Consider the following 14,263-nt stretch of genomic DNA (forward strand, 5'->3'; position numbering starts at 1 on the left):
CTGTGATCGGGAGCCTTTAACCGCGGATGTATAAGTCTAATTGGTATTAAATATTATTTTGAACAACTCTAATAATTCTTCTTTCACGTGGCCATAAGGTGGTAATTGTTCATGAGGTATCTGATGCGCAAGGCTATTTTTCCATGCTCCCGTAAGCTTTTTATCTACATCATCATTTAAAAATTGGTCTATGCCAGTAAATACCAAGTTCTTAAATTTCATTTTCTCGTGAAACGCTTTTACTATTATCGGCCATTCTATAGCTGTAAGCTTATGGGATAGATACCATATATCAAAGTAGTCCCTCGGTGCAGAATAGGAACGTTGTATTAATGCTCTCAATTTCTCTGACATTACTTCTTGCAAATCATAACAAGGGATGGTTTGACCCGCTAAAGCCAGTTTATCAGAATACGCATGCGTTATAGATCTCGAACTAACCGGGAATAGCATTTTTTCATAAAGAATGATTTCTACTTTTACGCTTGTTGCCCATCTTTCCGGGGGAGGAGGCACCTGATTCTTTAAATGATCTGCACCCCAAAACTTAATGACTGCCGCATACCCGGTAAGCATGTCCTTATGCTTCAATTCTTTTATGGAATCAATAAACAAAGGAATTTCTGTTCTTTGCGTTATGAGTGTTGTTATTTCCTGTAATAATTCCCGGTCTAATGAAAAGTCAGGGTTTACAGAGGTAAAATCCAGGTCTTCTGAAAATCGGTAATCAGCTATATAACACTTTTTCAAACAGATGCCGCCTTTAAATACGAGACTATCCCGGCATAATGGAATAGAGAATATGGCATCAATAAAATGACCTAATACCCAATCCTTATCCACCGTACTACGTGATACATTCTCATGCAGTGCAATTTTTTCTATTTCCTTCTTTAGTATCATTAATATTGTTTGTCTTTTAGATTAAGTAATTCATCTTTGCTGATATTTAATCTCAGCCTCCAACTTGCTACAAATTCGCCTTTTTCTGCTCCCTGCGGATCAAAAAGGTTATACTTATCATTGATTTGTTCTTTTGCGAAATCAATAAATTTATCCATCGATGGCTTTTCAAATAGCTTTGCCAAAAAACCTATTCTTTTAGTAGCAGCGTTATTGCCAACTTGTCGGCAATAATTGATCATCTTATCAGCGGTAATTTCTGCCTGAGATAAAGCCCTTATTAGTTCAGCATAACCTCCGGAATATTGTGGTTGATCGAAACAGTCTATGATGGTCTTTTCAATATCCGTTATAGGATATTTTGTATTGCCATAGCCGTTGTACATAATGCCAGTACGCTTACCAGGATTTATAGTGACAAATTTATAAGGGGTTCCAAAAAGGGCCTTATCGGTTTTCCTCTGCGTGGTCTGGATAAATATTGTGTTAGAAAATTGCTCGGTTAACCCGTGTAGATTTAAAGCCGACCAATAAGCAACTGCACTGTTTTTTACCACAAACGTGCCGATCACATTTTCATCACGGAAATTAGCTTTGCAAAACTTCCCCCGTTCTATTCGGGAAAGCAGTTCTTTATGAACTAAATTTTCAAGAACCTCATTGAGGTTATCAAACTTTCTATTGATTTGACCTTCAATTTCATCAAATTGAAATAGCTCAATTTCATAGTCATCCAGCAACTTCATAAATTCAAGTTGTTGTTGCGTAAGGTTGGATGATATGTAAACGCTATGTGCCATATTACTTCAAGTGTAATGATAAGACCTAAAAAATGGGTCTTATCATTACATTAAAAGTAAATATACAAAGTTCTTTTAAATACCCAACATTATTTAGAGCAGTCCTTGATAAATAAGCTGCCGCTTTTGTGACTGCTTGTTACCAGGCAATATATTACACCTTGTATAGAGGCAAAGAAACCTTATAGGGGCGATATATAGGCAATTGCCAAATAGCCAGTGAGTATAGTTACAAAACAACCATGGCTAAAAAGTCCGATTTAGTTTTTTTAGCATCTGACACCATTGCTATCAGATATGCTTCGCTGCCATCCCAATCCTTACGAACTTCCAAATGCATAATTTAAAGTTCGATACATTTATCACTATTAAAAAATAGATTTTCATTTTGTTGAACATATCCAAGTTGATTGGTCAACATTTTTGTATGCCCTATTTTAAATTCAGGAATATTCCGGTGGTGATGTCCATAAATCCAATAATCCGGCGTGGTATCCAAAATCAAATCATCCAGCACGGTTGCAAAAGCTTCATTTAGATAGTCGCTTTTATATTCAGGCGGATAATGTTTAAAAGTAGGGAGATGATGTGTGATCACTACTTTTTTGCCCTTTGTATCTGCTTCTAAAGCATCGCGCAGAAACGTAAGACAGTTTTCGTGAAAGTTATTATAATCAGGAATTTGAAAACGTTTCCCATTATAGTTAATTTGATAAAAATCATTCAAGCCACGTTCTATCCGCCAGCCATTTAACAGGCTGATGGAAGACCACAACGTGGAAAATATAAGCTGATTTGTGCCAAAATTTTTAACTACGTTATTTACCAGATATACATTATTTCTGATTTTTTCTTCAAATGAACCCGATCTATTTGAAATATCGCTTTGATAATATTCGTGATTTCCAGGTATCCAATACGTTTCCTTAAAATGATTACTGACATAATTAAAGAAGTCTTTTTGGTGGTCTATCTGGGTAAACAAAGTAATGTCACCTGCTAACACCAAAATTTCTCCGACAGGTTGAATTGGGTGGGCTTTTATATAAGCTTCATTTTGGGAAAACTCTAAATGTAGGTCGGAGCAGTATTGTAGAATCATAACGTTTCAAAATTAGAAAAGGTACTTTAAAACTATTAGACATGCCTATTATTTGACCTGTCTTTTTAAAATAACTTATTTATATCGGTTTTAAATTGGAATGATATTAAAATAAATTGACACAAAATTTACCATTACAATAATTTTTACTGAAATTTATTGGTAATCTATTATTATATTTGCAATATAATTTGCCGCCCGCAAGATAGCAAACTTTGTAAAGTTTGTTTTGGGCCTTACAGAAAAGACTGGCTGTGATAATGCCATAATCTTGCCTTCTGTATTGTTTCGATGACCCAACTCCGAAGCAATTTTTTCAATATTTTGCCTCAATTAACCCCTTTATTTTGGTTTGGAGATTATGATGAATGAGACCACACCATTTCGGCGCAAGCTGACCCACTGTTTCGGGGCAAACTGACCATGGTATTTCGGGGCAAACTGACCCACCAAAACGCATAGCAAATGCTGTAGAAGCAACCATCTTTTGAGGGCAAAAGACCCGTTCTAAGATGGCCAATTTGACAATCAGCATGAGTAAGATTAGAAAGATTTTAAGGATGAACAGCCAGGGTCGCAGCACGCGATTTATAGCTGCCCAGATTGAATCATCCCGGAATACCGTAAGAAAGTACCTGGCGGTCCTTAAGAAGAGCGGCTTTACCTTTGAAGAAGTTAATAACCTGAATGATAAGGAACTGGAAGACCTTTTCGGCAAGACCAGAGAAAACAACCAGCCAAGCAGCCGTATGCAATCCATGCTGCGCTGCTTTCCACACGTTGATAAAGAGCTCAAAAAGACCGGGATGAACCGGCAGCTCCTGTGGGAAGCTTATATCAAAGAGTTTCCCGACGGCTATAAGTATACCCAGTTTTGCACGTATTACAACCAATGGAAGACCAGGGTCAACCCGACCATGCACATGGATCACAAGGCCGGGGACAAGCTATACGTCGATTTTGCGGGTGAAAAGATGAACTATACGGACAAGGAAACCGGTGAAGTCATTGAAGTAGAAGTCTTTGTAGCAATCCTTGGTGCCAGCCAGCTCACCTACGTAGAGGCTGTTATGAGCCAGCAAAAGGAAGACTTTATAGCGGCCTGCGAGAATACTTTGCACTTTATCGGCGGCGTTCCTGCCGCCATTGTACCGGATAACCTGAAAGCGGCTGTAACCAAAAGCAGCCGCTATGAACCAACCCTTAACGAAACGTTTGAGGACTTCGCCGACCATTATGGGACTACCATTCTACCAGCGCGGGCGTACCGCCCGCGTGACAAGGCATTAGTAGAAGGCGCCGTTAAGATCATTTATACCAAGGTATACGCCCCTTTAAACAAGCATATCTATCATTCTTTATCAGAACTCAATACGGCGATCCGGCAAGCTCTGGAAGTCCATAACAGCCAGTTGCTCAAGGGGCGCAATTACAGCAGGAAACTACAGTTTGAAGAGATCGAGCGCCAGACCCTGGCACCGCTGCCGGTATTGCGTTACCAGTTCAAAAAGCACTTCTATGCCAGGGTGATCAAAAACGGCCATGTCAATCTCGGCCCTGATAAGCACTATTACAGTGTGCCTTACCGCTTTATTGGCAAGCGGGTTAAGCTGTTATATTCCCGTACCATTGTAGAGATCTACTCCAATTATGAGCGTATCGCTTTGCACCCGCGCGAAAAGAACCCCTATGGTTATACGACCGACAAAGAACACATGGCCAGTGCCCACCGCTTCAAAAGCGACTGGACGCCAGATATGTTCCTCAATTGGGCGGCCTCCATCCACGAGGATGTCAGGTTATATATCCTTCAGATACTGGAGCGTAAACAACACCCCGAACAGGCTTACAAGTCCTGCCTGGGAGTACTTGGCTTTGCAAAAAAAGCAGGGAACGACCGGTTAATAATGGCCTGTCAGCGAGGGCTCAGTTATGGCCTTTATAGCTATAAAACGATACAAACCATATTGGAAAACAAGATGGACAACTATGAGGAAAGCATATTTGCCGATGAGCTGCCCATGCCTGATCATGGTAATATCCGGGGAAAAGACTATTACAAATAACCATTTAAAACAACAATAACATGAACACAAGCACCTTAGACAAACTGCGGAAGATGAAGTTCTTCGGCATGTTCCATGCCTTTAAAAGCAGCATGGAAACCGGTAAAACAAACGATTACACGGCAGATGAACTGCTGGCCCACCTGGTAGATGCAGAATGGGACGACCGGCAGAACAGGCGTATTGAACGCACCATCCTATATGCCCGGTTCCGCTATAAAGCTTCAATTGAAGATGTTCACTATCATGCTGACCGAAGTATTGACCGCAACCAGATCATGCGCCTGGCGGATTGTACGTTTGTTGACCGCTTCGAGAACCTGCTGATCACCGGGAGTACAGGTATCGGTAAAAGCTATATTGCTTCTGCTGTGGGCTACCAGGCCTGTGTATTGGGCTACCGGGTATTGTACACCAGTACGCCCAAACTATTTGCCAAGCTCAAGATGGCCAAGGCCGACGGCTCCTATATGAAAGAGCTGGCTAAGATCGAACGCCAGCAACTGCTCATACTCGACGACTTTGGTATCCAGCCATTTGATGCACAAAGCAGGGCGGCACTAATGGAGATCATTGAAGACAGGCACGGAAAGACCTCGCTGATCATTACTTCGCAGCTGCCGGTCAGTAAATGGTTTGAGGTGATCGGTGAAAAAACGATTGCTGATGCTATCCTGGACCGGATCGTTCATGATGCACACCGTATCGAGCTAAAGGGGGAATCTATGAGAAGAAAACGTAACGTAGAACCGGAAAACAGCCACTAATGAAATTACCTTTTAAATAACTATTTTTGTACGTGCTTTTATAGCATTTGCTGCAACCCAAAAGTCAGCTAACCCCTGGGTCAATTTGGCCCGAAACAGGGTGGTCACTATCTCCATAATATACAACACCTAAAATCACGATTTTTACCCTTAAAAGTCAGCCAACTGACCCCGCCGTTCCTTATTTGCCACCTAAGCAAACAACAGCGCGAGCCGGGTAAAAAGTCAAGGCAAGCCACTAAAATACAAAACACAATTGTCCGCTTATATAGCTTTACTTTTTATCAGGCGGTGGCTATCGCTGTACCGGTGAATGAAGGATGTCCAAAAAGAAAGTGGGTTTGTATAGCCGTTTTATTCCTAGCGATTTAAATATTGGGAATATTCAAATAGATCATCAATTAGATGAGTTATAAAATCATAAAACAACAGCATATCTTTTATATCGTCCTGCTGTACCCACTCGGCGGAATTGTAAACCCATCCCCGATACAATTGCCATATTATTTCTTTAAGCTTCTCGGGTGGGTAATTGATAAAAATGTACCTTATTCCCAAAAGCATTTCCTTAATCTCTCCCGGTGATAATTCTTTAAATTCGATATCATCGTTTTCCATAGATACTTCATTTAACTATTTCATTGGAAATCGTTTCAAAATTGTAAGTGACAGCCTTTTGAGATTTAGGATCGACAAATAGTACCGGGTAAAATGAACTAACCTTAACAAGAAAGGTGTCATGAAACTCTTTAAAATGCGTTTTAAGCACTGTTAACCTTTTGTTATTGGATAATACCCACATCAGCAAATCATCGTCCTGAACCGATGGCATAAGGTAACAAAGCCCGGTTTTGTTGTCAAATACAAAAAAATGCGGCTTATAGTCAAATTGCAGGGGGCTACCGTTTACTGAAACTACCGCAACAAATGAAAAATGATCCTCGTGGAATTTTAAGAGGAAACTTAAAACAGGGCTTTCCAAACTGTATTTACAATCCCGCATGTCTGCTTTACGTGGTTTATCCTTTAGATATTTAAGCCAGTAGGTATAATAGCGATAATTGTATTTTTCGTTCAACAGCAAAGGAATGGCCTGCTGCCATAATGCAAACATAGCTTGCTTTGCATTCGGCAATCCAGTTCTTTTTTCCTCATTAGGAAGATCGTCATGTCTTTTAGCAATGGCATATTGATTAAAACTGATTTCATTAAGTTGCTGCTGGTTGGAAGTATAAACGATTTGGTTTACCGGCTTATCCTTTCTGCTAAACTGCTGAAAGCTTACCACAAACTTGTCGTCCTTACTGGTTAGTCCTAAACATGGTATCAAAGTAGGTAAATGAGCACCGAAATAACCGCCAAAACTGTAAGCTAAACAATATGCTATAACGGGCCTGTTACCCATAAGCTCCTTTTCAGGCGAAACTGGCTTTTCCTGTATGGTCAGATGTTTATTATCAGTAAACCCGATGTCGGGCCGGAATATATTGCCATACCTTAATTTCGGCTCAACAAATATCCGCTCCTTGCTAACGTCTACTTTGAGAAACTTTTTCCTGATGCTTTCATCGGATTCATATCCCGGCCAGTAATACATCTGAAAATCCAAGTAATCCCGCCACATGATTCTGTTTAACCCCATATAAGCATGATAACAAAGCTTTTCATCCGGCATTCCGCAGGTACAGGCTATATGCAATTCGTTTAACCCGGTATGCAGGTAAAGCATATTTTCGGAACCATCGTTTAGATTTAGTTTGACTGATACCATACCATTTACATAGCTTTTAAATTCATAGTGATTCCCCATAAAAGCTTTTCTCCCCTTTGGTACAGGATAGTATTTATCCAATATCTCCCTTGTTAAACGCTGGCTGCCTCGTTCAAATGGAATAGTATAAAAGAAAGTGCCGGGAGATAAGATCGTACCCAATCTTGTTTTTTTAGCTGGCATGATTTGATATTTAAGTTTAAAGTTCAATCCTGTTTAGAAACATCAATAACCGCCGTCCGTAAGTCATTTATCCTGTCAATGCAAAGTTTCTCGGTCAGTTCGATAAGTGCCCTTACCTGTGTACAAAGCATACCCGCATCCTGGCTGGTCACTTTGTATTCATCCCGGTATCGGGCATCTGTGTAGCTTTTAAGTAACAGTTGGAACAAACGCTGGTCTTCCGTAGTCTTGCGTGGAAATAAGGCGGCGGGTTCGTCTGAAAAACAATGACATAGATTCAGCAGGCGGGAAAGATTGTGTATATCTGACCGATAAGCCATAAATACCCGGATCATGGCGATACAAGCCTGTTCCACGGCCTGATGCAGCATAAAAATGGTATTGTTGTAATATTCCTTTTCAAAACATTCACCTGCCGCTTCCATGAAGCCTAAAGCCATACAATACCGGTGATAATAATGCTTTTCCGCTTTTGCCAGCGTGGTGGCAGGGTTCAAATTCGGATAGTCAATATTTAGGCGCAGGCCACTGGCGGTATATAATTGCATCCCGTCACGGCAAGCAGCGGTAAAAAAACGGCTGCCCTGGCTTATCGCATTGGTTATCGTTTCGAGGCCATGCACGATGATGGTAATACCTGCCTTATCAAAATGGCTGTTTACATAGTCCTGTACTTCGTGCTCTATACGGGTGACCGCTGTCGTAATCATGAGCAAAAAGTAATGCGTATTACTTTGCTTTACGTCTTCAATAAAACAGCTCGTTGTCGCCTTAGTATCATTCAGGCAGCCAAAGCAAATGATATATTCTGTTTTATATTGGCTTACCAATGGGATAATGAGCCCTTGCAGTTCCCTCCACTGCAAAGGAGAGAGATTGACATGCTTTCTTTCCATAGCATTTATTGGTTTTTTGCGCTATGCTTTTCCAGAAATTCTTTTACTTCTTGTTCACTTTGGGTAAGGCGTTCCTTTAGGCGTTCAAGAAATGCGCTATCATCGGTTACAACGCCATCGTTTACGACGATATGAGGGGAGAAATCCTGTAAATCCGGTACAGTTGTTCTTTCTGTACCTATATTAATAGTGCTTTTATACCCGGTGTTAAAGTAGATATTGATATTATTAATAATGACTTTCATGGTGAATTTGCTTTACGTTATATTCAAATTTCGGCACGTGTAAAGCGGTACCGAACCCATAGCGCGTGTATTTTACTTATACGACCGTGTTGTTTACCGCCAATGCTCGGCCGCGTTCAGTTGAGTCGAAAGAGGTTATGAACACGCAGGCCATACTCAACTGTTAAGCAACCAACAGCGCGTAGCCGGGTAAAAAGTCAAGGCCAGGCAAGCCGCTAAAAAACAACACTGCTGCCTGCTCCTTATAGCCTTTACTTTTTATCCCGGCGTGGGCTATCTTCGCTGTACAGGTGAATATGGAATGTGTCCCGTCAAAGGGCGGTGGCCGGGCGCAAATCTGTTATGAGGAACGAATTTCAGTTTTGCGGTGCGGCGGAGAGGCGGACGGCGGAATGGAACCCGGCACGTGGTGCGTGGTGCAATGAAGCCGTCTGCCGAAACGCATGGTATTCTATTGGGTGCCGATATATACAGTGCCCCTATTATTATCAAAAAGAAAACTTTGTATATTTGAAACTATGGAAACATCTACCAAACCAACCAATACCCATATCGGAAGAAAAATAAGCCGCATCCGTGAACTGCGGGGTATTAAACAGGAAACCCTCGCCTCTGAATTGGGTGTGAGCCAGCAAACTGTGTCCCGCATGGAGCAAAGCGAAACTATCGAGGATGATGTTTTAGCTAAAGTGGCCGGGGTACTAGGGGTTTCAGCCGAAGCTATAAAAAATTACAGCGATGAAGCGGTGATCTACAATATTCAGAATAATTATGAAGGCTCGCATAATCAAGGTGCTAATGTGGGTCATCAATTTAATTTCAATCCAATAGAAAAATTGGTTGAACTCTTTGAAGAAAATAAGAAGCTTTACGAGCGTTTGTTACAAGCTGAAAAGGAAAAGAACGAAATCTTAAAGGGGAAATAATCATCTCCCAGTTCAACTTTTATTTCTCAAAAAGCACTTTTTTAAATAAAGTCTAAGGTCTTTCTAATTACTTCTGTTTACCAAAACGCCTCATAATTGATAGTGCTGGGCTTAAACACATGCCAAGCATCATCTTTTAATCATACACATCAAAATCCTTACTAATTTCCTCCCACACACCGCTATCCCCATTTGATATACTCTGGTACGTGCAGTTGTACTGCCCTTTACATAAATATAATGGTTACTATAGCGGTTACAAAACTCGACAATAGTGTTTGCCACGGTAGCCTTGGGTCTTGATCGCCAAACCCTAAATTATAAATTGGCGGTGCCGAATTGGGAATTTTTGTAAACATGACAATTTTTTTAATCCATCCTTTGGGCCCGTCACTATAAAATTCATAGTCTTGAAAGTCATTACTGTTAATATATGGATAGCGTTCTAAATCATGGTATTCCATTCAGGAAATAACCAGTTTTCAAAAATAGCAATTTGTATTAGTCGTGTCGCTGATAAACTATTTAGTATGCTTTTTACTTCCTTTTCATTTCCTTTTAATCTTTCAGGCTTATCATTTCAGGGTTTCCGCCTCAGCGCTTTCAAGCTGTCTGCCTCCCTTTCCAACTGCTTAATCCTCAATTCCGTTGTCTGTATTTCGAGGTAACGTTCTATACTGTCAGTTCGGTATTGATTGATCGCTGATATATTCAGACTGTCCAGTTGGCTTTGTAATTTCTGCCTTTTAGCGCTGTCTGCAATCAAATAGTTCCAGTACCAGGCTTTACGGTAGCGGCTGTTCTGGCTGTCCTTATACAAATTGTGAAAGCCGAACCAACTAACCAAGCCAATGATGATCGCTAAAGCAGTTAAGTACATACTACGCTTAGCCATCGTCTTTAAAAAGCCTTTCCCGGCATCCTCCGGTAATACCAAAATTCTGTTTTTGGAAAACAGCTCATGCAATACCTGTAAGACGGCTGTTCTTGTGGCGGTCAAACCGTCACTGGCAATTTTGGAAATGGCTAAAGTACTTGGTGGGGGTACGGTGACCTCGATCTTCTGATATTTCTGTTCAAAGCTGCTGATCAGCTTTTGCGTATGATTATCCATTGCTGCAATAAGCGCATTCTTTTGATCGATCTGCTGTTGTTGCTCTTTTATAAAATTTTTGATCTCCTTTAAGTCTGTGGCATGCTCGTTCAACACGGATGTTAAGGTGATCTCATCAATTGGGGTTTCTTCATTTGGTTTCATGATGTCATCATTAAATGGTTCATAATTCTGTTCATTGTAGATTAAGCATAGTTTACCGGCCTATACTTGGGGTATGCTGATGTACTTGTTGTTGCTGTTCCTTTTCCTGCTGTTGCTGTTTCTTTAATTCCTCCTGCTGTTGTCTTAGTAGCTGCACCTGCCTGTTTTGCTCCTGTTGCTGTCGTAAAAGCTGTTCCTGCTTCAGTTTCTTCTCAATATCCATCAGCGCGTAGCCGACCTGGCTGCCTTTAAAGCGTACATGCTGTGCATCCGTAAAAGCGATACCCCGGCCTAATTCTACTTCGTAGCCGCGCTGCTCCATGTACTTTTTGACCTGCTGCACATCTTTACTTTGTTTGATCGCTGTTTGCAGATGCTTCCTCAGGGTTTCCTTACGGTTGTCAACACGCTGGCTTTGTGCAACCCTTTGCTCCGGCTTTAAAAACTTGTTCGGACTTAACACCTGCTCTAATTTGTATTCCAGTTCCATCTTCCGGGCGAACTCGGCAAAATGCTTATAGCTGTTGCTGTCACTGGCTGTCTTGCCGTCAAAGCCGATGCGGTTAGCGACGATATGCAGATGCTCATGATCGGTATCTTTGTGCGCCACCACCACATACTGGTGATCTTTAAAATCAAATTTTTCTGCCAGCATTTCCACCATGTCGATTTTATCCTGTAAGCCTAACTTCCCGGCATCGCTGTGGGCGAAGCTTAATGAAAAGTGAAACACCGGCTTTGATTGGTCAGGGTTTAACTTGGCTACTTCGATCATTTCCCGCACCAGTTCAAGCCGGGTGCCAAAGCATTGGTTATAGGCGATGACCTCGACCTGCTTCTTTTCAAGTTCCTGCATTTGTAGTTCTTTGCTTTCTTGCCGCCTGCCCTCAAAGAGGTAATGCAATACGCCCCGGAAACTTTTACCTGTACCTACTTTTCCGATCATGATACATAAGCGTTAATGTTCTTCACCAATGCCCGCAAGCTTCGTACGTCCTGGTCGAGCATAGCTCTTTCCAATGTGCTCAGGTCGTCGCCCCGGTTGCGCCTCCTGGCAATTTGATTGAGGTTGGCGGCAATGTGATTGAGCCTACCGCGCATTTCTAAAACGGGCTTGGGCAGGGTTTTGACCCTGACTTCTATCCGCGTATTCAAGCCCAGGTTCCGCAGGAAGACCGATGGGTTCATGCCCCCCCGTTTAGCGTTTGCTTCAATAATTCTTTTCTCGATGAGCGTACACATTACGCTCACGGCGGTGCGCCGTTTATGCGGCACTTTCGGCCTGCCGCCTTTATTAACCCGGCCCGTAACGGCCGGGCCTTTGGTGTTTGTTATCTTTTTAACCGTACTTTCCATAATCTTTAATTCGTTAAAAAATCCTTAAAAAAATCCCCCGAATGCGATAGCATGAGCGGGGGCCAGCAAGTTTCGGCATGGCCGAAACATAGCTGGCTCCGCTTACAGGCCAAAGGCCTGTTCCGCTGCCCGGCTGTTGATGCAGCACCCAAAGGTGCTGCCCCACCAAAAGCGGCCTGCTGCTTTCGGTGTTCTTCGATAATCGCTGTTGCGATTATCCGGCTGTTAAAACGGTGGCACGAAAGGTGCCGCTCGTTTTCTCCGGCGACTTGTCGCCGGTCTATTTGTACTCCCACTTCTGATTGACCGATTGTTTTTTGCCAATGACACCGTTGGTGCCTCGACGGTACGCCGCCCCATCAGGGCGGGTGTATCGGTGCGGTCCAAAAGACGTTGGCTTTTTGATGGGCTTTTTATCGTTTGTGATGCCGTCAATTCAATGGCATAGCCATTGATGACCAGGCGGTTTTAATGCGCTCCATCGGCCTTAAAATACTTTGGTTTTTTTATTGCTGATTGCCAGATGCTGTACCGCCTCTTCCCTGATTTCTTCTGCTGTTTTTTTGCGGCCTGACTTGATCCATTCCGTTAATTCTGAACGATAGAAATACAGGCGCTTTCCTCGCTTATTCACTGGGATTTCTTTGCGGCATACTTTGCTATAAACGGTCGGGATGGCCAAGTCTAAAAATGCTGCTGCCTGTGTTATGGGCATAAGCTCTTCCTGCTCCGGCGACTGTTCTTGTCGCTGAAGTAAAAGCTGTTCTATGTTGTCCAGCTTTTCTTGCATCTTAGTTACCGCCTCGGGTAACTGGTCAAAGGTGAGTGTATCTTTCATTGCGCATTAATTTTGTTTAATGCTGCAATTGTAGGGAGTTGTTTTGCAGGGTTACAAGGGGTTACTGATAACCCCACTGCTCCCCCTCGTTTTTTTGTTATTTTTTGTTCCGGGGAACCGGTAGGATGAGAAATTTATCTTCTTTCTGCTCGATTTTTAGAATTGGAGATTTGCAAGGCCGCATGTTGGTCGAGATCAGGTCATTCAAATAGCCCTCTGTAAATTCACTGGTTTTACCCTTTGGGGACAAATATAGGAATTTGGGGGCTAACCATTTTTCGAGGTCGGCTTGCTGGCATCCTACGATTAAATTGGCATCATAAAGTTGTTTAAAGGCATCTGCCAGCTGATTACCATTGCCACGGAATATAAGGGGAGATTCTGACGTTTGATCGTTAAGTAACAGTTTTTTTAACTTGACATGATCTTCTGTAACAAAGTAGTCTTTAAGTACCTCATAAAATTGGCTTGACATGCCGGCAGCAAAAGTTGGATAACGTATGGCACTTTTATTTGGTTCTGCGTTTGTCTGATCTTCATCAGAAAGGCGGTCATTTTCATTTCCCTCTACAGGAAAGCCATTGGCCTTGCGAAACTCTTCATAGGTTATTTTAGGCTTAGGAGGATTCAATCGTAATTCGATATCACGGATCAGTTCTCTTAAAAACTTTTCACGGAGCTTGATCGAATCAGCCAGGTCTTCGACAAACGCGCCGGTTATTCCAATGTCAGAGCTACTGCTTTGAAGATTGTGGACAATAAACAATTTGTCAAGGTCAATGGAAAAAATATAGTCGTCTTTGTAATCTTGCAGCCATTCACTATGATGGCTGTGCCAATTCTTCCAAAGGAGTTTAATACGCTCCAAAACCTTCTGTAATTGTTCCAGTTGCAAGCTCATTAGACCCTCTTCCAATGTCAACAGGTCGATTAGCGCCATGTCTTTGAGTACCCTTAATTCGCTTTTATAAGAGAAAGAATCATAATAATTCGTTTCACGGGTAATATCGTAAGCATTCCCTTGCTGTCTTTTGATTTTATTAAAATCACTTGCGTCAACAACCTCCTGCTTGATTACTCTAAGATTAAAAGTTTGTATGCGGGTTAGAAATTCTTTTAGATGCTGCATAATTTGATAACTAAAATTAGCCT

Annotated in this window: 15 protein-coding genes and 1 pseudogene; 3 read left to right on the top strand and 13 right to left on the bottom strand. The window is 41.9% G+C overall.

Translation table 11 applies throughout. From position 1 onward, the window contains the following. Window positions 1–36: 36 nt before the first annotated feature. From DIU38_RS19425 to DIU38_RS19435, 3 genes are all read right to left on the bottom strand, one after another. Window positions 37–903: a nucleotidyl transferase AbiEii/AbiGii toxin family protein gene (locus DIU38_RS19425; RefSeq protein ID WP_112657926.1), complete on the bottom strand. Its 867-nt coding sequence runs from the start codon at window positions 901–903 to the stop codon at window positions 37–39. Further along, window positions 903–1,649, bottom strand: a complete 747-nt coding sequence (locus tag DIU38_RS19430) for a type IV toxin-antitoxin system AbiEi family antitoxin domain-containing protein (RefSeq protein WP_208057769.1) — start codon at window positions 1,647–1,649, stop codon at window positions 903–905. Before DIU38_RS19430 ends, DIU38_RS19425 begins: the two co-directional genes overlap by 1 nt. A 397-nt stretch (window positions 1,650–2,046) precedes the next feature. Beyond that, window positions 2,047–2,805: a metallophosphoesterase gene (locus DIU38_RS19435; protein ID WP_112657922.1), complete on the bottom strand. Its 759-nt coding sequence runs from the start codon at window positions 2,803–2,805 to the stop codon at window positions 2,047–2,049. A gap of 533 nt (window positions 2,806–3,338) precedes the next feature. Between DIU38_RS19435 and istA the strand changes: the two genes are divergently transcribed. Together istA and istB are read left to right on the top strand one after the other, a co-directional pair. Next, complete coding sequence (istA, locus tag DIU38_RS19440) at window positions 3,339–4,871, top strand: IS21 family transposase (RefSeq protein WP_243770679.1); 1,533 nt, start codon at window positions 3,339–3,341, stop codon at window positions 4,869–4,871. Window positions 4,872–4,891: 20 nt separating this feature from the next. Further along, window positions 4,892–5,638 carry an IS21-like element helper ATPase IstB gene (gene istB, locus DIU38_RS19445; protein ID WP_112659074.1) on the top strand — a complete coding sequence of 249 codons (747 nt, stop codon included), beginning with the start codon at window positions 4,892–4,894 and terminating at the stop codon, window positions 5,636–5,638. A 360-nt stretch (window positions 5,639–5,998) separates the two neighbouring features. On the opposite strand, the gene DIU38_RS19450 is transcribed toward istB, so the two are convergent. The 4 genes from DIU38_RS19450 to DIU38_RS19465 are packed head-to-tail and all read right to left on the bottom strand — an operon-like array spanning window position 5,999 to window position 8,733. Continuing rightward, on the bottom strand, window positions 5,999–6,256 hold the full coding sequence (locus DIU38_RS19450) for a hypothetical protein (protein WP_112652173.1): 258 nt from the start codon (window positions 6,254–6,256) through the stop codon (window positions 5,999–6,001). A 7-nt stretch (window positions 6,257–6,263) separates the two neighbouring features. Continuing rightward, window positions 6,264–7,592 (bottom strand): hypothetical protein, encoded by a 1,329-nt coding sequence (locus DIU38_RS19455; RefSeq protein ID WP_112683120.1) that lies wholly within the window; start codon window positions 7,590–7,592, stop codon window positions 6,264–6,266. 23 nt (window positions 7,593–7,615) lie between these two features. Then, window positions 7,616–8,488: a HEPN domain-containing protein gene (locus tag DIU38_RS19460; RefSeq protein WP_112652175.1), complete on the bottom strand. Its 873-nt coding sequence runs from the start codon at window positions 8,486–8,488 to the stop codon at window positions 7,616–7,618. Between the two features lie 5 nt (window positions 8,489–8,493). Further along, a complete protein-coding gene (locus tag DIU38_RS19465; RefSeq protein ID WP_112652176.1) occupies window positions 8,494–8,733 on the bottom strand; it encodes a hypothetical protein in 240 nt (79 codons plus the stop codon). A 518-nt stretch (window positions 8,734–9,251) separates the two neighbouring features. Between DIU38_RS19465 and DIU38_RS19470 the strand changes: the two genes are divergently transcribed. Continuing rightward, window positions 9,252–9,659, top strand: coding sequence for a helix-turn-helix domain-containing protein (locus DIU38_RS19470; RefSeq protein WP_112652177.1), 408 nt, complete (start codon window positions 9,252–9,254; stop codon window positions 9,657–9,659). Between the two features lie 129 nt (window positions 9,660–9,788). On the opposite strand, the pseudogene DIU38_RS34915 reads toward DIU38_RS19470, so the two are convergent. The 6 genes and pseudogenes from DIU38_RS34915 to DIU38_RS19500 form a co-directional block, all read right to left on the bottom strand. Beyond that, window positions 9,789–10,123, bottom strand: a pseudogene (locus tag DIU38_RS34915) (DUF6934 family protein). 116 nt (window positions 10,124–10,239) lie between these two features. Next, complete coding sequence (locus DIU38_RS19480; RefSeq protein WP_112652178.1) at window positions 10,240–10,917, bottom strand: hypothetical protein; 678 nt, start codon at window positions 10,915–10,917, stop codon at window positions 10,240–10,242. A 52-nt stretch (window positions 10,918–10,969) separates the two neighbouring features. Continuing rightward, complete coding sequence (locus DIU38_RS19485; protein ID WP_112652179.1) at window positions 10,970–11,863, bottom strand: relaxase/mobilization nuclease domain-containing protein; 894 nt, start codon at window positions 11,861–11,863, stop codon at window positions 10,970–10,972. Continuing rightward, window positions 11,860–12,273, bottom strand: coding sequence for a plasmid mobilization protein (locus tag DIU38_RS19490; RefSeq protein WP_112652180.1), 414 nt, complete (start codon window positions 12,271–12,273; stop codon window positions 11,860–11,862). The genes DIU38_RS19485 and DIU38_RS19490 overlap by 4 nt, the downstream gene beginning before the upstream one ends. A 487-nt stretch (window positions 12,274–12,760) precedes the next feature. Next, a complete protein-coding gene (locus tag DIU38_RS19495) occupies window positions 12,761–13,111 on the bottom strand; it encodes a helix-turn-helix domain-containing protein (RefSeq protein ID WP_112652181.1) in 351 nt (116 codons plus the stop codon). A gap of 97 nt (window positions 13,112–13,208) precedes the next feature. After that, the gene (locus DIU38_RS19500; RefSeq protein WP_112652182.1) at window positions 13,209–14,240 is read right to left on the bottom strand and encodes a hypothetical protein; all 1,032 of its coding nucleotides are present in this window, start codon (window positions 14,238–14,240) and stop codon (window positions 13,209–13,211) included. Between the last annotated feature and the right edge of the window lie 23 nt (window positions 14,241–14,263).

The sequence above is a fragment of the Mucilaginibacter metallidurans genome, assembly GCF_003286435.2.
GTDB classification, from domain to species: domain Bacteria; phylum Bacteroidota; class Bacteroidia; order Sphingobacteriales; family Sphingobacteriaceae; genus Mucilaginibacter; species Mucilaginibacter gossypii.